We start from the raw sequence: 17,131 nt of genomic DNA on the forward strand, positions 1-17,131 counted from the left end.
TATACTCTCAGGCCAGAGCGGGCGATTTGCGCAGCAACTGATAGGCCTCGACCACGCCCTGCAATCGCGAGGCGCGGCTGTGATCGCCGCCGTTGTGGTCTGGGTGGTATTGGCGCAGCAACCGGGTGTAGCGCAAACGCAGGGTCTTGCTGTCTATATCCCCTTCGAGCCCCAGCACACCGAGGGCGCGTCGTTCGTCCGGGTTGAAGCGGGCGTTCTCGGGCTTCATGTGGGCCTGTCGCTGGCGCATGTGCGCCTTGGCCCGGCCGCTGATCGCTTCCAGCGGATCGGCGAAATCGGCCCAGCGCGGCGTGCCGTCCACGCCGGCATCGGGACGGAACGCGCGGCTCTGCGCCTCCCAGCCGTGCAGCGGGGACTGCGCGCGAAAGATTTCCTCCGCGCTCATGCCGTCGAAATAGTCGTAGCCCGCATTGAACTCGCGAATGTGGTCGAGGCAGAACCAGCGGTAGTCGCCCGGACCGTCGAAACCGGGCAGGCGCCCGCCCGGCGCACGGAACTCGCCCGCCTCCTCACACCCCGGCCAGTTGCACATGCGACCACCGGATTCGACCCTGCCATGAAATCTAGAATGTCTCACCGGCTTCCAGATGGGGGATCGAGCGCCTAAATGGAAGCCATGACCGGACCGATCGCACAGGAAATGCGGCAGCTTCTCGAAGCCGCCTTCGCCCCCACCCGCCTTGATGTCATCAACGATTCCGCCAGCCACGCGGGCCATATGGGCGATGACGGCACCGGCGAATCGCATTTCACCATCGAGATCGAAAGCGCCGCATTTACCGGCGTTTCCCGCCTCCAGCGCCAGCGCCTCGTCAATGCCGCGCTCGGCGACATTCCCGGCCAGCGGGTCCACGCCATCGCCATCAAAGCCCGCGCGCCCGGAGAGTGATCGAGACCGGGATTCTTATCCCGGTTGCCCTTTCAGCAATGCCAGCCTAATGCGCGCACCATGCCGACAACCCTGACATTCGCCGTGCCCAAGGGCCGAATCCTCGACGAAGCACTGCCGCTGATGGCGCATGCCGGCGTGGTGCCCGAGGCGGAGTTCCACGACAAGAAGTCCCGCGCACTCTCTTTTGCGTGCGAGAACAGCGACATGCGTCTTATCCGCGTGCGCGCTTTCGACGTGGCGACCTTCGTGGCGCATGGCGCGGCGCAAGTCGGCATCGTCGGTTCGGACGTGGTGGAAGAGTTCGCTTACCCGGACCTCTACGCGCCGGTTGACCTCAATATCGGCCACTGCCGTCTTTCGGTGGCCGAGCGCGAAGGCGAAGTCGGCGGTGCATTGCCGTCGCACTTGCGGGTCGCCAGCAAGTATCCGAACCTGACCCGCAAGCACTACGAGAAGCTGGGTGTGCAGGCCGAAGTCGTGAAGCTCAACGGCGCGATGGAACTGGCGCCTTCGCTCGGCCTTTCGAGCCGTATCGTCGATCTCGTCTCGACCGGCCGCACCCTCAAGGAAAACGGCCTTGTCGAAACGAGCCGCATTCTCGACATTTCCGCGCGCCTGATCGTCAACCGCGCCGCACTGAAGACCGACGAGCGCGTCGCCGCGCTGGTCGACGCCTTCCGCGCGCTGGTCGCCGAGCAGAAGGCCGCCGCCTGATGCAGCGGCTTTCCAGCAAGGACGCCGGGTTCGCCGAGGCCTTCCAGCGTGTCGTCGCCGACCGCCGTGAAAGCGCGACGGACGTGGCGCGCGACGTGGCCGATATCCTCGCCGCCGTGCGCAAGCATGGCGACGCGGCGCTGGCCGACTACACCGCCCGCTTCGATGGCCACGACCTCGACCAGACCGGCTGGCGCATCGACGCCGAGACCTGCCGCGCCGCCTTCGAGGCCCTGTCGCCGACCTTGCGCGAAGCCCTCGAACTCGCCGCGGAGCGCATCCGCGCCTATCACGCCGCCCAGCTTCCCGAAAACCGCGACTACACCGATGCCGCCGGTGTGCGCCTCGGCGCGGTGTGGCGCGCGGTCGATGCCGCCGGGCTCTACGTGCCGGGTGGCCGGGCCGCCTATCCCTCCTCCATGCTGATGAACGCGATCCCCGCCAAGGTCGCGGGCGTCGAGCGTCTCGTCGTCGTCACGCCGACGCCGAAGGGCGAAGTCAACGCGCTCGTCCTCGCCGCCGCGCACCTTGCCGGTGTCGATGAAGTCTGGCGCGTGGGCGGCGCCCATGCCGTGGGCGCGCTCGCCTACGGCACCGAGCGGATCGCGCCTGTCGACGTCATTACCGGCCCCGGCAATGCCTGGGTGGCCGAAGCCAAGCGCCAGCTCTACGGCGTCGTCGGCATCGACATGGTGGCAGGCCCCAGCGAAATCCTCGTGATCGCGGACGCCAGGAACGAACCGCGCCGGATCGCCGCCGACCTCCTCAGCCAGGCCGAGCACGACCCGACCTCGCAGTCGATCCTCATCACCGACGATGCCGCCTATGCGGACGCCGTTGCCGAGGCGGTGGAGATCGAACTCTCCGCCCTCGCCACCGAGGCGACCGCGCGCCAGTCGTGGAACGACTACGGCGTGATCGTCGTCGTCGAAAGCTTCGACGAGGCCCCGGCGCTGGCCGATGCCCTCGCGGCCGAACATGTCGAGATCGCCACCGACGATCCCGAAAGCCTGTTCCGCCGGATCCGCCACGCCGGATCGGTATTCCTGGGCCGCATGACCCCCGAAGCGGTGGGCGATTACGTCGCCGGCCCCAACCACGTGCTGCCCACCGGGCGCCGCGCACGGTTCGCCTCGGGCCTGTCGGTCCTCGATTTCATGAAGCGCACCAGCTTCATCCAGCTCGACCAGGCGGCGCTTGAGGCCATCGGCCCCGCCGCCGTTGCCCTTGCCGATGCCGAAGGGCTTCCCGCGCACGCGCGCTCCATTTCCGTGAGACTTTCCCAATGAGCAATCCCAAGCCCAATTCCAAGCAGGCCCGCTCCGCCGCCCGCCTCGCCGCCGTCCAGGCCCTCTATCAGTTCGAGATGGAAGGCACCCAGCAGGCCATCCTGCTCGACGAGTTCCACCGCCACCGTCTCGGCGCGGAAATCGACGAGGACCAGTACGCCAACGCCGAAGTCGCCTTCTTCGATGACGTGGTGAAGGGCGTGATCGCCCGCCGCGACGAGATCGACGAACTGCTGTCGGGCAAGCTGGCCGACGGCTGGTCGCTCGCCCGTCTCGACAAGACGATGCTGCAGATCCTGCGCGCCGGTGCCTATGAGCTGCTCGCCCGCGCCGACGTGCCGACCGGCGCGGCGATCGGCGAATATCTCGACGTCGCCCACGCCTTCTTCGACGCGCGCGAGGCGAAGTTCGTCAACGGCGTGCTCGATGCCGTGGCCAAGGTCGTTCGCTGAATTGCTGCACCTCACTTGTGCGCGGCATGACCGTGCGCGCGTGATCTCGACAATGGGCCCTGCGGGGCCCATTGTTCCGTCATGAGCCGCGAATTCGCCTTCATCGACGCCTTGCGCGCCATTGCCGTGAGCCCCGCCGCGCGGGGCCTCGCGGATGATGCCGCCGTGCTCGAAATCGGCGGTGAGAAGCTGGTCCTGACGATGGATACGCTTGTCGAAGGCGTCCACTTCCTGCCGGACGATCCGCCGGAGGACGTCGCGTGGAAGCTCGTCGCGGTCAATGTCTCCGACCTCGCGGCCAAGGGCGCCGAACCGCTCGGCTGCCTCAAGTCGCACGCGCTGGGCGACGAGGAATGGGACCGCGCGTTTCTGAGCGGGCTCGACCTCGCCTGCCGCCATTTTCACTTGCCCCTGCTCGGCGGTGACACCGTTCGCATGCCGCAGGGTTCGGCGCGCAGCTTTTCGCTGACCGCGCTGGGACGCGGCCCGGAAGATTGCGCAGTGCCCTCGCGCAGCGGCGCCCAGCCCGGCGATCTCGTCTGGGTCAGCGGCGTCATCGGCGATTCCGGCCTCGGCCTCGAACTCCTGACCTCGGGACGCCGAGTGCAGACCCCGGAAGCCGCGCTGCTCGCCGACCGCTACCGCCGCCCGATGCCGGAACCCGCGCTCGGCGTCGCGCTCGCCCCGCTGGCGACGGCGATGATGGACATTTCGGACGGCCTGCTGGTGGATGCCCGCCGCATGGCAGTGGCCAGCGGCGTTTCGATCACGATCGCCGCCGAAGATGTGCCGCTGTCCCGCGCCCTGGTCGCAACCGTGGGCCAGGAACTGGAGCAAAGGATCGCAGCCATGACGGCGGGCGACGATTATGTGCTGCTCTTCACCGCGCCCGTCGTGAACAGCGCCTATGTCCGCGCCGCCGCGGCGGCCGCCGGTTCGCACGTTCACCTGATCGGCACCGTGGACGCGGGCGACGGCATTGCCCTGGAATGGCACGGCATGCCGACGCCCCTGCCCGAGAGACTCGGCTACCAGCACTGATACGCCGGCCCCGATACCCCGGCCGCCCCATCCGCGCCCGTTCGGGCGAAATGGGTACTATTCCTCATCCTATCAACGTGCTTGCCACCAGTACCGCTTCCCTATAGCCATAGTCGTCTCGAACGGGAAAACCCGTCGTTACATCGTTGGGAAAAGGGGGCGTTTTGTGAATCCAGTCACGATCGCAATTGTCCTGGGGCTTCTGGCCATCCTTTATGGCTTCGTCACCAGCCGCCAAGTGCTCGGCTCGCCAGCCGGCAACGAAAAGATGCAGGAAATCGCCGCAGCCATCCAGGAAGGCGCCCAAGCCTACCTGAAGCGCCAATATTCGACGATCGCGATCGTCGGCATCGTCGTGGCACTGATCATCGTCGTCACGCTCGGGACCATTTCGGCCGTGGGCTTCGTGATCGGCGCGATCCTGTCCGGGTTCGCCGGGTTCATCGGCATGAACATCTCGGTCCGCTCCAATGTGCGCACCGCCGCCGCCGCGCAGACCGGGCTGCAACCCGGCCTGACCCTGGCCTTCCGCGCGGGCGCCATCACCGGCATGCTGGTGGCGGGCCTGGCACTGCTCGCCATCGCGGTGTTCTACTGGTACCTGACCGGTCCCGGCGGTCACACCGTGGGCGGAGAGGACCGCACCGTGGTCCAGGGCCTCACCGCCCTCGCCTTCGGCGCTTCGCTGATCTCGATCTTCGCCCGCCTCGGCGGCGGCATCTTCACCAAGGCGGCCGACGTCGGGGCCGATCTCGTCGGCAAGGTCGAGGCAGGCATTCCCGAGGACGACCCACGCAATCCCGCCGTCATCGCCGACAACGTGGGCGACAACGTGGGCGACTGCGCCGGCATGGCCGCCGACCTGTTCGAGACTTACGTCGTCACCGTCGGCGCCACGATGGTGCTCACCGCCCTGCTGATGAAGGGCATCGACAACTTCTCCGGCCTGATGGCACTGCCGCTGCTGATCGGCGGCGTCTGCATCGTCACCTCGATCATCGGCACCTATTTCGTGCGCCTCGGCAGTTCGCAAAACATCATGGGGGCCATGTACAAGGGCTTCCTCGTTACCGCCGTGCTCTCGATCCCGGCGATCTGGTGGGCGATCGACTTCTCGCTCGGCGGCATCAACACGGCCATCGGCGAGACCGGCTTCACCGGCCGCACGCTGTTCTACTGCTCGCTGGTCGGCCTCGTCATCACCGGCCTCATCATCTGGATCACGGAATATTACACCGGCACCGGCTACCGCCCGGTCCGTTCCATCGCCAAGGCCTCGGAAACGGGCCACGGCACCAATGTGATTCAGGGCCTCGCGATCAGTCTTGAGGCGACTGCACTGCCGACGCTGGTGATCGTCACCGGCATCATCGTCGCCTACCAGCTCGCCGGACTGCTCGGCATCGCCTATGCAGCCACAGCCATGCTCGCGCTGGCAGGCATGGTCGTCGCTCTCGACGCCTATGGCCCGGTCACCGACAACGCCGGCGGTATCGCCGAAATGGCAGGCCTGGACGATTCCGTGCGCGAGAAGACCGACGCGCTCGATGCCGTGGGCAACACCACCAAGGCCGTGACCAAGGGCTATGCGATCGGCTCGGCGGGTCTCGCCGCACTGGTGCTCTTCGCCGCCTATACGACCGATCTTCGGGAGTTCTTCCCCGGACTCTCGGTCGATTTCAGCCTGGAGAACCCTTACGTCATCGTCGGCCTGCTGCTCGGCGCGCTGTTGCCCTATTTGTTCGGCGCGATGGGCATGACCGCCGTTGGCCGCGCGGCGGGCGACGTGGTCAAGGACGTGCGCGAGCAGTTCAAGTCTAACCCCGGCATCATGACTTACGAGTCCAAGCCCGACTACGCGCGGACCGTCGATCTCGTGACCAAGGCGGCGATCAAGGAGATGATCGTCCCCTCGCTGCTGCCGGTGCTGGCGCCGATCGTCGTCTACTTCGTGATCTCCGCCGTCGCGGGCACGGAAAACGGCTTCGCGGCGCTCGGCGCGTTGCTGCTGGGCGTGATCGTCGGCGGTCTGTTCGTCGCCCTCTCGATGACCTCGGGCGGCGGCGCCTGGGACAATGCCAAGAAGTACATCGAGGACGGCCATCACGGCGGCAAGGGCTCCGAAGCCCACAAGGCGGCGGTGACCGGCGACACCGTGGGCGATCCCTACAAGGATACCGCAGGGCCTGCGGTCAATCCGATGATCAAGATCACCAATATCGTCGCTCTGCTGCTGCTGGCGGCGCTGGCGGCGGGTTGAACCGGCTCGATCGACAGGAAGCCCCGGCGGAGCACTCCGCCGGGGCTTCTTCATGCCCGCGTTAGCACTTCCTTGAGAGCCATGCGCTAGAACGCCCCCTAGGATACGCAGGCGAGACCATGTTCGACCCAGAGGCCCATTCGGTTCGCGAAGAAACCGCCTCGGCGGCCGGTTCGCTACGCTGCGTGCCCTGGCGAGCGCTGGAAAACGAGATTCCCGCCTGGAACCGCCTCGCTTTGGAAGCCGGCGAACCCAATCCCTTCTTCGAGAGCTGGTATCTCCTCCCTTCGCTGCGCCATCTCCCTCGCACCGCGGACGTCATGATCCTGCGGTTCGAAATGGCCGGGCAACTCGCGGGCCTTCTGCCGGTCCTTCGATCTCCCCGCTATTACCGCTGGCCGGTGCCCAACCTTGCAAGCTGGCTCCACGACAACTGCTTTTGCGGCACTCCGCTGGTAAGGCGCGGCGCGGAAACCGCTTTCTGGCACGCGTTGCTCGGCTGGGCGGACAGTGCGCCGGGCCAGGCCCTGTTCCTGCACTTGCGCGGCATCCCCCTCGAAGGCCCGCTCCATCGCGCGCTTTCCCAAATCCTGACCGAACAGCGACGCCATTGCGAAGTCGTCCTGCTCGAGGACCGCGCCCTGCTCGCCTCGAATCTCGCGCCCGATGCCTATCTGGAAACCTCGCTCTCGGGCAAGAAGCGCAAGGAATTGCGCCGTCAGGCCAGCCGCCTTGCCGAACTTGGCGCAGTCACGGTCGAGCGGCACACCGACACGGACGGCCTCGCCGAATGGTGTGACGCCTTTCTCGCGCTCGAAGCTTCGGGCTGGAAGGGCAAGGCCGGTTCCGCGCTGGCGAACCATGCCTCCACCGCCCATCTCTTCCGCGACAGCCTGCAAGGCGCTGCCGAACGCGGCCGTCTCGAACGCCTCGCCCTCACGCTGGACGGACGCCCGATCGCCATGCTCGCCAGCTTCCTCACCCCGCCGGGCGCCTATTCCTTCAAGACCGCCTTCGACGAGAGCTATTCCCGCTTCTCCCCCGGCGTCCTGCTCCAAACCGAGAACCTGCGCATTCTCGAACGCTCCGACATCGACTGGACCGACAGCTGCGCCGCCGCCGACCATCCGATGATCGATCACCTCTGGCGCGAACGCCGGACGATGGCGCGCCTCTCCATCGCCATCGGCGGCACGGTCCGCCGCCGCCTGTTCCGTCAATTCGTCCGCGCCGAAACCGCGCGCAGCCCCGCAGGAGGAAGCCCGTGAACGTGTTTTCCAAAGCCGGAAACGCCGCCGTCTTCCCCGAGGAAACGCGCAGCCGCTTTGCCGCAAACTATCCGGAAGTCCCGCACAAGCTGACCCACGGCCTGGGGGATCATCCGCTGATGGCGCTCGAAGCGCTCGCCGCGCTTGCAGAATCGCTGCCTGCCCTTTCGGTCGAATACAATTTCGGCAACCAGCCGCTCGGCGTGGACGGCAAGCCCGCCGCCACCGGCATCCCCATCGGCCGCACGATCCGGGAAATCGAGACGACCAACTCCTGGGCCGTCATCAAGAACATCGAACAGGACCCCACCTACGCGCGCCTGCTGGAAGACCTGCTCACCGAACTGCGCCCCGCCATCGAACCGCGAACCGGCCGGATGATGAAGCTCCAGGCCTTCGCCTTCGTCACATCCGCAGGCGGCGTCACACCCTACCACTTCGACCCCGAACACAATATCCTGCTGCAAGTGCGCGGCACCAAGGTCATGACCCAGTTCCCCGCCGGCGACTCTCGCTACGCGCCGGACGAAGTCCACGAGACCTATCACACCGGCGGCGGCCGCGAACTCAAGTGGCGCGACGACCTGCTCCCCGGCGGCACCGAGTTCGCGCTCTCGCCGGGGGAAGCGGTCTACGTGCCGGTCATGGCGCCGCACTTCGTGCGCAATGGCACCGCGCCCTCGGTTTCGCTGTCGATCACCTGGCGCTCGGAATGGAGCTTCGCCGAAGCCGACGCGCGGGCGTTCAACGGGTGGCTGCGGGGGCTTGGGCTATCGCCGCGCCGGACGAAGCGTTGGCCTGCACGGAACCGGGGCAAGGCTTTGGCTTGGCGGGTGCTTCGCAGGTTCAGGAAGTAAGGGAGAAGCAGGGGCCATCGCCCCTGCACCCCGTTAATGTCCGCGTCGTGCCCTGCACTCTCCGTTAGCGCGCCCATGGTCGCGTCGGGAGACATAAAGGCTGCGCCGCAGGGAGCGCAAAACGCATAGCGGCGCACAAGGTCGTCATTCCGAGGGTCCGGGGGATCATCCCCCGGAATCTTCCCTCCTTTACTTGGCCTTCTTCACCCAGGCCGCAACCTCGACCCGCTGCCGCGGACGATTGGCCAGACGCTCCTTCAGCCCGGTCAGCGCCTGCACCACCGGCTTCGCTTCGTCAGCCGGAAGCGTCGCAGCGTAGGCCTCGATCTTGCCGACCATCTCCGGGTTCGTGCTCGACGCGACGATGCGCGCGAAGAAGCGGGCGCGGCCGGAGTGTTCGATCAGCCCGTCGATCGCCGCCTGATGTTCGCGAACGAAATCGAAGGTCATCTCCGGGTGCGCGCGGCCGACCGTGGCGATAATCTGCGATGCGCTGGTCGCATCCGGCGTGCCGGAAATCGCGAGGGCAAGGGCGTCCTTGGCGATTGTCTCGTCCCGCGCCATGCCGAGGTCGGTGTAGTAGAGTTGGCGTTCGACGAAGCTGCCAGCCTTGGCGGCCTGCTGGCGCAGCAGGTCCCAATCGGCGCGGGTCGCGTTGGTGGCGGCGACGCCGAGCCAGGTCGCCTTGAGCGGACCGTCGAGCGACTTGGGATCGGCGGCGAGCCCTTGGAGGCGGCGGCGCGCTTCGGCGACCACGCGCTTGTCGCCGATGGAGCCAAGCGTATCGATCAGCTGCGCGCGCAGCTTGGTGTCGGTCAGCGGTTCACCCGCCACCGGATCGAAGCCGAGCTTGTCGAGGCGCGGCGCCCAGGTCTTGGAGATGCGCGCGGCGATCTTGTCCTTCGCCCGGGCATCGTCGAGCAGGCCGTAGATCCCCTCCCACTGGCCGACGACTTTGCCCGCGAGCGTGGCGTCGGTCGTGCCGGGAACCGAGGAGAGCAGGCGCAGGCCCGCCGACATGTCCTGATAACCGGCCAGCGACAGCGAGAGGTTGTCGCGCAGCAGGCCATACTGGTCGATCGGCGCGAGCGAGCCGAAAGTGGAGACCAGCGCGTCGAGCGCCTTGGCATCGTAGAGCGTGCGGTAATAGCCGAGCTGGCCCGCATTCACGAGCACGGCATCGCAGCTGTTCACGGTCACGCTGTCGCTCTTGCCGGTCATCAGGTGACGCGTGGGCTCGCCGTTTCCGGCCCGGATCAGCAGCGGCATCGGCCAGGTCGGCTTTTCGCCTCCACGCGCCGAGGGGTCGAGCGAGAAGGCGTCCTGCGTCAGGTCGAGGCGGGTCTTGCCGTCGGCGCAGGCCGAGACGTTCACGCGCAGCAACGGCACGCCCGGCGTATGGGTAAAGGCCTCGGCGATGAGGTCCACGTCCTTGCCGCCGGCCGATTCCATTGCCGCCCAGAGATCGCGGCTGCTGGTGTTCGAATAGGCGTGGTTACGCATGTAGGTCTGCATGCCCGCACGCCAGGTATCGGCGCTGACATAGTCCTCCAGCATCGAGATGACCGCCTGCCCCTTCTGGTAGGTGATCGAATCGAAGGCCTGCTCCATCTCGGAAACGGTGCGGACCTTCTGCACCACCGGGTGGGTCGTCGGCAGCGCGTCGAGCGCCATGGCGCCTTCGCGGCCGTCGATGCCGTTCAGCTTCCAGTTCCAGTCCGGGTTGAAGTGGTCGGTGACCTTGTCGGCCATCCAGCTGGCGAAGCCTTCGTTCAGCCAGATGTCATCCCACCACGCCATCGTCACGAGATCGCCGAACCACTGGTGCGCGGTTTCGTGCGCCTGGACGCTGTAGATGCTCTGCTTGCCGGACGGGCTGGTCACGGCGGGATCGAGCAGCAGAATGCGCTCGAAGGTCATGATCGCGCCCCAGTTCTCCATCGCGCCGAAGAACTGCGAGGAGCCGGGCGCGGCGATGTTGTCGAGCTTGGGCAGCGGGAACTTCACGCCGAAGTAGTCGTCGAACCAGGGCAGGATCTGGGCGAGGCCGTCGCGGGCATAGTCCGCCTTCGCGCCGCTGCCGGTGGGCGAGACGATGCCCACTTCCACGCCGTCCGCGGCTTTCATCGCGCTACGCTCGAAATCGCCCATGCCGAAGAACAGCAGGTAGGAACTCATCTTCGGCGTCGTCGCGAACGTCACGCGCTTGAGGCCGCCGGGGAGCACTTCCTGGCCCTTCACCGGCATGTTGCTCACCGCCATGCGATCGGCCGGAACGACGGCGGAGAGGTCGAAGGTCGCCTTGTAGCTGGGTTCGTCGAAGCTGGGCACGAAGCGGCGGGCGTCAGGCGCCTCGAACTGGGTGAAGATGCCGCGCACATCCTTGCCGGTGCGCCTGTCGGGATAGTCGAGCGCGAAGAGGCCGGAGGGCTGCGTGCCGATCTTGCCCGCATAGGTCACGTCGAGGCGATACTTGCCCGGAGCGATGGCCTTTCCGGCGGCGAAGCGCAGGGTCTGCGCCTTTTCGTCGGCCGTGGTCTGGAGAGCGATGGACGTGCCGTTCTCGGCGACCAGCTTCGCGACGGAAACGGTCAGGCCGTTGCCGTGGAGCGTCAGGGCATCGCTGGCGGTGAACATGGTGAGGTCGATAGAGACCGTGCCCGAGAACGTCAGCTTCTGCGCATCGGGGGTGACTTCGATGCGGTAGTGCGTGGGCCGGGCGGTACGCGGCAGGTCGCTCGGCACGGTCTCGGCCAGCGGCACCGGCGCGCCGGAAGCGGCGGGCGGAACGCTGGCGGCAATGGCCTGGGAGGAGAAGGCCGCGGAAACGGCAAAAGCGATCACGGCCCCAGCCGTGGCAAGGTTACGCAAGGAAGAACGCATGAGAGGCACAAGCTCCGGGAAATCGGCTTTGTTGCTGATGCGCGGGATTTTCGCGGTTTGGCCGCGCGCGCAAGCGGATGCGCAAGTCCTAGCGCCAAGGGTCACGCAGTGTCACGCATCGCACATGTCGTTCGTCGATGGGAGTCAGCCGTTCGTATGACAAGTATCTGACCAGAATGGCTGTGGGATCGACGGATCGAGTCCTTGCAAATTCAACCGCCCCCTTCGTCATTGCGAGCGTAGCGAAGCAATCCAGAGTCGCGTGAACCGCCCTGGATTGCTTCGCTACGCTCGCAATGACGAAAAATGGCGCGTGAACGCGACCCGACGGTCCCGTCTACCCGTTTGGATGGTAGAAGTCGTAGATCGTCTGCGCCACCGCCGCGCTGACGCCGGGCGCGCGCTGGAGGTCGGCGAGGCTTGCCGCGCGGACTTTTCCGGCCGTGCCGAAGTGCAGCAGCAGCGCGCGCTTGCGCGCCGGGCCGATGCCGGGAATTTCGTCGAGCGGGCTGGCGGTGATTGCCCGGCTCCGCTTGGCGCGATGCGCACCGATGACGAAGCGGTGGACTTCGTCCCGCAGCCGCTGGAGGTGGAACAGCAGCGGCGAATTGACCGGCAGCATCTTCTCGCGCCCATCGGGGAAATGGAACACCTCACGCCCCTCGCGGCCGTGGTTCGGCCCCTTGGCGATGGCGATGAGGTTCACGTCCTCGATGCCGAGTTCCTCCAGCGCGTCCTTCACCGCGCTCATCTGGCCCTTGCCGCCATCGATCAGCACGAGATCGGGCCAGGTGCCGCTCTCGCGCTCCGGGTCTTCCTCCTGCACACGCCCGAAGCGGCGGGTCATGACTTCGCGCATCATCGCGAAGTCGTCGTTCGACTGCGCCTCACGGATGTTGAACTTCCGGTACTGGCTGGTGAGGAAGCCCTCCGGCCCCGCCACCACCATCGCGCCGACCGCCTTGCTGCCCTGGATATGCGAGTTGTCGTAGACTTCCACCCGCTGCGGCAGGTCCGGCAGTTCGAGGAACTCCGTCATCTCGCGCCAGATCTTCGCCTGCGAACCGCGCTCGGCCATGCGGCGATCGAGCGCCTCGACGGCATTGCGCACGGCCTGATCCATCAGGCGGCGGCGACTGCCGCGCTGGGGCACGGATATCTCGACTTTGCCGCCGGCCAGCTCGCGGAAGGCCTCGGCCATGAGTTCGGCCTCGGGCAGTTCGCGATCGACCAGGATCGTGCGCGAAGGCGGCACTTCCTCGTAGAACTGGGCGAGGAAGCTCTGGAACACCTCCTCTTCCGACAGACCTTCCGTATGGGTCGGGAAGAAGGCACGGTGCCCCCAGTTCTGGCCGCCGCGAATGAAGAAGGCCTGCACGCCGATCTGGCCGTTCTTGCAGGCCATCGCGAAGATGTCGGCGCTGTCCATGCCCTCGGCGTTGATCGCCTGGCTGCCCTGGATGAAGGTCGCCGCGCGCAAGCGGTCGCGCAGCATGGCGGCGCGCTCGAAATCCAGCGCCTCGGCGGCTTCGGCCATCTGGCTCTCGATCTTCTTCTGCACCGCGCTCGACTTGCCGCCGAGGAAGTCCTTGGCCTCTTTCACGAGTTCCCCGTAGCCCGCCTCGTCGATCCGCCCGACGCAAGGCGCGGAGCAGCGCTTGATCTGGTAGAGCAGGCAGGGCCGGTCGCGCCGGGCGAAGAAGCTGTCGGTGCAGGAGCGCAGCAGGAACAGCTTCTGGAGCGCGTTGATCGTGGTGTTCACCGAACCGGCGCTGGCGAAGGGGCCGTAATAGTTGCCCTTCATCTTGCGCGCGCCGCGATGCTTCATGATGCGCGGGAACTCGTGCTCGGCGCGCAGCAGGATGAAGGGGAACGATTTATCGTCCCGCAGCAGCACGTTATAGGCCGGGCGGAAGCGCTTGATGAGCTGCGCCTCCAGCAGCAGCGCCTCGGCCTCGGAATTGGTGGTGACGATGGTCATCGAGCGCGTCTGGCTGACCATGCGTTGCAGGCGGCCCGGCAGGCGCTCCCACTGGGTATAGTTGGCGACCCGGTTCCGCAGCACCCGCGCCTTGCCGACGTAGAGCACGTCGCCGCGCGCATCCTGCATGCGGTAGACGCCGGGCTTGGCGGGCAGCGTGCGCACGACCTCGCGGATCGCCTCGACCCCGGCCTGGAGGTCGGGCTGTTCGGAGCCGCGCACGGTAAACGTCGCCCGCTCCTCGTTGAAACGTTCGGTGCCCTGGGGGTGTTCGGGAGTTCCGGCAGGTGTTCGCGCCATGAGCGCCAGATAGGGCATCGAGGCCGGATCGGGTAGACCCGGCCCCATCATATCATCAGAACATCTTGCGCAGATCGATACCGAGCACCCTGCCCTGCGGCTCGCGATAGGCGGCCTGATAGGCGATCGGCACCACGCCGTTGCCGTCGGTGACCTTCTGCCGCGAATCGAGCAGGTTGTCCGCCTTCAACGCCAGTCGCGTGCCCTTGAGGAACGGCATCTTCGCCACGAGGCTCTCGTTCTTGCCAAGATCGGCGAAGAGACGCAGGTTCACGTCGAAGGTGCTGCCGAAGCGCAAGTCGGAACTCGTCGGCGCACCGCTGCCGTTGACATGGGTGGGCGCCTCCCATTCGGCCTTGAGCCGCAAGCCGTAGCCGTTGCGGAACAGGCCGCCCTCGGCCTCGAAGGCATGGCGCGGCACGCCTCCCGCCGTGAGGGCCTCGCCGTTCAGCTGGTCGAGCGTCTCCACGCCATCGGCAATGGTCACGCGGTCGGTGAAGCGCCAGGTGTGGTAGATCGAGAAGTTCCAGCGCCCGCCCTTGCCGCCGGGTCCCATCATCGGCGGCCCGGCCGGACGGGGAGCGGCATTCTGACCGGGCTTGCCTGCGCCGGGACCGCCTGGAGGCGGGCCGCCCGGTGCCTGATCGCTGCCGAGCTTGCCCTGGAAATTGAGGCCCCAGCGGATGCGCGAACTCACTTCCTCATCGAAGGTCACGGCGCGCCTGTCGATATACGTCAGGTTGCCTTCGGCATCGCGCACGACACGGCCCTGGAAAGCCGCCTCCACCGCAGGCGTCAGCATCGGGAATGCTTCGCTGACGTTCGAGGAACGGTTGCGGAAATATTCCACCAGGAGGTTCGAGCGCTCCATGAACGGCAGTTCCCAGGTCGCCGACAGCTTGATGTCGCGCTGGGTCTCCTTGACGAGATCCTGGTTGCCGCCCGTCAGCACCGTCACCAACGCCGTGCGGTTGTTGGTGAAGTCGTAGACCGAGACATTGTAGGTCAGCACGTTCGGGGCGCCGAGCAGCGCCAGACTGGGCGCGGCTTCCTCGAACAGATAGCTGGCCTGGATCGTCAGCTTTCCGGTGGGCGACCAGGTCAGACCCCCGCTCCAGTCGGTCAGCGTGCCGAAGTCGGAGAGATGGTTGAGCCCGGCACTCAGGTTGAGCGCGAGATCGCCGATCCCGCCCAGGAAATCGCCGCGACTGGTCAGCGGAAGAGCGAGGTTGACCCCGCCCGAAAGATCGCCGCGATTGAGCCGGACATCGGGGCCGGTCGATGCCGTATCCGTGCTGCGGACCCGGCTGAAATCGTAGCCGCCCTTGACGGTGAGGTTCGCGTCCCCCGCAGGCATCCGGAACGGCATGCCGGACAGCGTCGCCAGCGAGGACAACGCCGCGGTACGGCTGCGCGCGAAGTCGCGCCCTGCCCCCGGCACCAGCGGCAGGGGACCGTCGATAGGCAGGGTCCCGGCCCGGGCATCCGCCTGCAATCCGGAGAGGTCGCGGCGCTTGTCCGTATGCGTCTCGGCATCGGTATAGCTGCCGTCGCCCGTCACGTTGAACATCCACGAACCGATCATCGTGTTGTAGCCGAGACCGGCTTCGAAGATGTCCGTCACCACCTGCGAGCGCAGCGCCCCCGGCAGAGCGCGTAGCGCCGTGCTCCCGGACGGCGATTCCAGTGAAACGGTATCCAGTCCCGAAAGCGTGGTCATCTTCGAATGGGTATAGGACCCGTTCGCGGTGATCGCGCCGCCAAGGCCGCTGTCGCCGAGATTCTGCGTCATCGTGCCGTTCAGCACCAGTTCGGCGTCGGCAGCGGCGAGACTGCGATAGCGCGCCGGGTTCGGGTCGCCCGCCACCGTCGGCACCGAGCCGTCCGCCTGCCGCACGTTCCGCTCATCCTCGGTGAGCATCGACGTATCGGTATACTTGGCGTTGAAGTTGTAGCGGCGCGCACCGGCGATCTTCACCAGCCCGCTTTCGAGTTCGTAATTGTCGTAGCCGCCGCGCGTCGGGCGGTTGTATTCGCCGGCAAGCGTCGTGGCCGAGAACTTGTCCTTGAGGATCAGGTTCACCACCCGCTGGTTGGCGGGATAGCCGAAGCGCAGCGCCACTTCCTCGGGAAGGACTTCCATCTTGCGGATCGCCTCGGGCGGGATGTTGCGCATCTCGCGGAAGCTGGTGATCCGCTGGCCGTTGACGAGGATCACCGGCATGCCCGAGCCGCGCCCGCGCCCGCTGCCGGTCTGGGGCGAGATCGCGTCGATCAGGTCGCCGATCGAATCCGCGCCATAGGCGGCGATGTCGCCCTCGTCGAACGTCGCGATCGGCGCGCTGGGGACTTCGAGCTGCCCGCGTATCCGCGGCGCGACGACGACGATGTCGCCGCTCATCACTTCCAACGGATCGTCCTGCTTGTCCTCATCTTCGGGAGGCATGGCTTCCGCCGGATCCGCAGGTGCCGCCACGCCGCCAAGCGCCGCACCCGCCACGGAAACGGGAACCTGCCGGGAGAGGCCCTCAGCCTGAGCCAGGGCCGGCAGGCAAACACCCGCGACCAGCGGCCCCAGCAGAGGGGCCAAATGTGCGCACCGCAAATCAACACTCCGCCAATAAAAGAATTCACGCCATCCCGGCGAGGCTGATGCCGCACCTGCGAAGACCCCGCAAGGTGCTGCGCGGTAACATTTTGTCGCGCCTGCCGGGCGAATTGTAGAAGGCAATTGTCATACTGGTGCCGATGGGTGCTACGAAGACTGTCGATGCGGCATTTTTGAAACGGCGCGGGAGAAAAACACCCTGCTCCCGTCGCTCCGGGAAGAGTTCGGCAGGCAAGGCTTCCATTTTCGGTGAGTCGTGGCTATGGCGCGCCGCAATCATCAGCAAGCTTACGGGTATTGATCGCCGATGGCGAAAGAAGAACTCCTCGAAATGCGCGGCCGGGTCGTCGAACTCCTGCCCAACGCGATGTTCCGTGTAGAGCTGGAAAACGGCCACGAGATCTTGGGTCACACTGCGGGCAAGATGCGCAAGAACCGCATCCGCGTGCTGGTCGGCGACGAAGTTCTCGTCGAACTGACCCCCTACGACCTTACCAAGGGTCGCATCACCTACCGCTTCATGCCTGGTCGCGGTGGCCCCGGTCAGTACTGATCTCGCGTCTCC

At 66.5% G+C, this 17,131-nt stretch carries 13 protein-coding genes; 9 read left to right on the forward strand and 4 right to left on the reverse strand.

Going from position 1 to position 17,131, the window contains the following annotated elements; all coding sequences use genetic code 11:
* Nucleotides 1-7: 7 nt before the first annotated feature.
* Entirely contained in the window at nt 8-598 is a 591-nt protein-coding gene (locus V7066_RS07385) for a DnaJ domain-containing protein (protein ID WP_334182420.1), read from the reverse strand.
* 39 nt (nt 599-637) lie between these two features.
* Here V7066_RS07385 and V7066_RS07390 point away from each other — a divergent pair, with 39 nt between their 5' ends.
* The 8 genes from V7066_RS07390 to V7066_RS07425 all read left to right on the forward strand — a co-directional run bounded on the left by V7066_RS07390 (nt 638) and on the right by V7066_RS07425 (nt 8,794).
* A complete protein-coding gene (locus tag V7066_RS07390) occupies nt 638-910 on the forward strand; it encodes a BolA family protein (protein ID WP_334182421.1) in 273 nt (90 codons plus the stop codon).
* Nucleotides 911-970: 60 nt separating this feature from the next.
* The gene (hisG, locus tag V7066_RS07395) at nt 971-1,627 is read left to right on the forward strand and encodes an ATP phosphoribosyltransferase (RefSeq protein ID WP_334182422.1); all 657 of its coding nucleotides are present in this window, start codon (nt 971-973) and stop codon (nt 1,625-1,627) included.
* Nucleotides 1,627-2,916: a histidinol dehydrogenase gene (hisD, locus tag V7066_RS07400; protein WP_334182423.1), complete on the forward strand. Its 1,290-nt coding sequence runs from the start codon at nt 1,627-1,629 to the stop codon at nt 2,914-2,916. Before hisG ends, hisD begins: the two co-directional genes overlap by 1 nt.
* Nucleotides 2,913-3,368, forward strand: coding sequence for a transcription antitermination factor NusB (gene nusB / locus V7066_RS07405; protein WP_334182424.1), 456 nt, complete (start codon nt 2,913-2,915; stop codon nt 3,366-3,368). The genes hisD and nusB overlap by 4 nt, the downstream gene beginning before the upstream one ends.
* A gap of 81 nt (nt 3,369-3,449) precedes the next feature.
* Nucleotides 3,450-4,409, forward strand: coding sequence for a thiamine-phosphate kinase (gene thiL, locus V7066_RS07410; protein WP_334182425.1), 960 nt, complete (start codon nt 3,450-3,452; stop codon nt 4,407-4,409).
* A 166-nt stretch (nt 4,410-4,575) separates the two neighbouring features.
* Nucleotides 4,576-6,669 (forward strand): sodium-translocating pyrophosphatase, encoded by a 2,094-nt coding sequence (locus V7066_RS07415; RefSeq protein ID WP_334182426.1) that lies wholly within the window; start codon nt 4,576-4,578, stop codon nt 6,667-6,669.
* Between the two features lie 119 nt (nt 6,670-6,788).
* Complete coding sequence (locus V7066_RS07420; RefSeq protein ID WP_334182427.1) at nt 6,789-7,937, forward strand: GNAT family N-acetyltransferase; 1,149 nt, start codon at nt 6,789-6,791, stop codon at nt 7,935-7,937.
* Nucleotides 7,934-8,794: a transcriptional regulator gene (locus tag V7066_RS07425; protein ID WP_334182428.1), complete on the forward strand. Its 861-nt coding sequence runs from the start codon at nt 7,934-7,936 to the stop codon at nt 8,792-8,794. Before V7066_RS07420 ends, V7066_RS07425 begins: the two co-directional genes overlap by 4 nt.
* A 189-nt stretch (nt 8,795-8,983) precedes the next feature.
* Here V7066_RS07425 and V7066_RS07430 read toward each other — a convergent pair whose 3' ends face one another.
* The 3 genes from V7066_RS07430 to V7066_RS07440 all read right to left on the reverse strand — a co-directional run bounded on the left by V7066_RS07430 (nt 8,984) and on the right by V7066_RS07440 (nt 16,548).
* Complete coding sequence (locus tag V7066_RS07430; RefSeq protein WP_334182429.1) at nt 8,984-11,638, reverse strand: M1 family metallopeptidase; 2,655 nt, start codon at nt 11,636-11,638, stop codon at nt 8,984-8,986.
* Nucleotides 11,639-12,014: 376 nt separating this feature from the next.
* A complete protein-coding gene (uvrC, locus tag V7066_RS07435; RefSeq protein WP_442947312.1) occupies nt 12,015-13,976 on the reverse strand; it encodes an excinuclease ABC subunit UvrC in 1,962 nt (653 codons plus the stop codon).
* A gap of 37 nt (nt 13,977-14,013) precedes the next feature.
* On the reverse strand, nt 14,014-16,548 hold the full coding sequence (locus tag V7066_RS07440) for a hypothetical protein (protein WP_334182430.1): 2,535 nt from the start codon (nt 16,546-16,548) through the stop codon (nt 14,014-14,016).
* Nucleotides 16,549-16,873: 325 nt separating this feature from the next.
* Here V7066_RS07440 and infA point away from each other — a divergent pair, with 325 nt between their 5' ends.
* A complete protein-coding gene (gene infA / locus V7066_RS07445) occupies nt 16,874-17,119 on the forward strand; it encodes a translation initiation factor IF-1 (protein WP_007014967.1) in 246 nt (81 codons plus the stop codon).
* Nucleotides 17,120-17,131: the final 12 nt, after the last annotated feature.

Origin of the sequence: Novosphingobium sp. (genome assembly GCF_036820275.1) — a bacterium.
Classification (GTDB): Bacteria; Pseudomonadota; Alphaproteobacteria; order Sphingomonadales; family Sphingomonadaceae; genus Novosphingobium.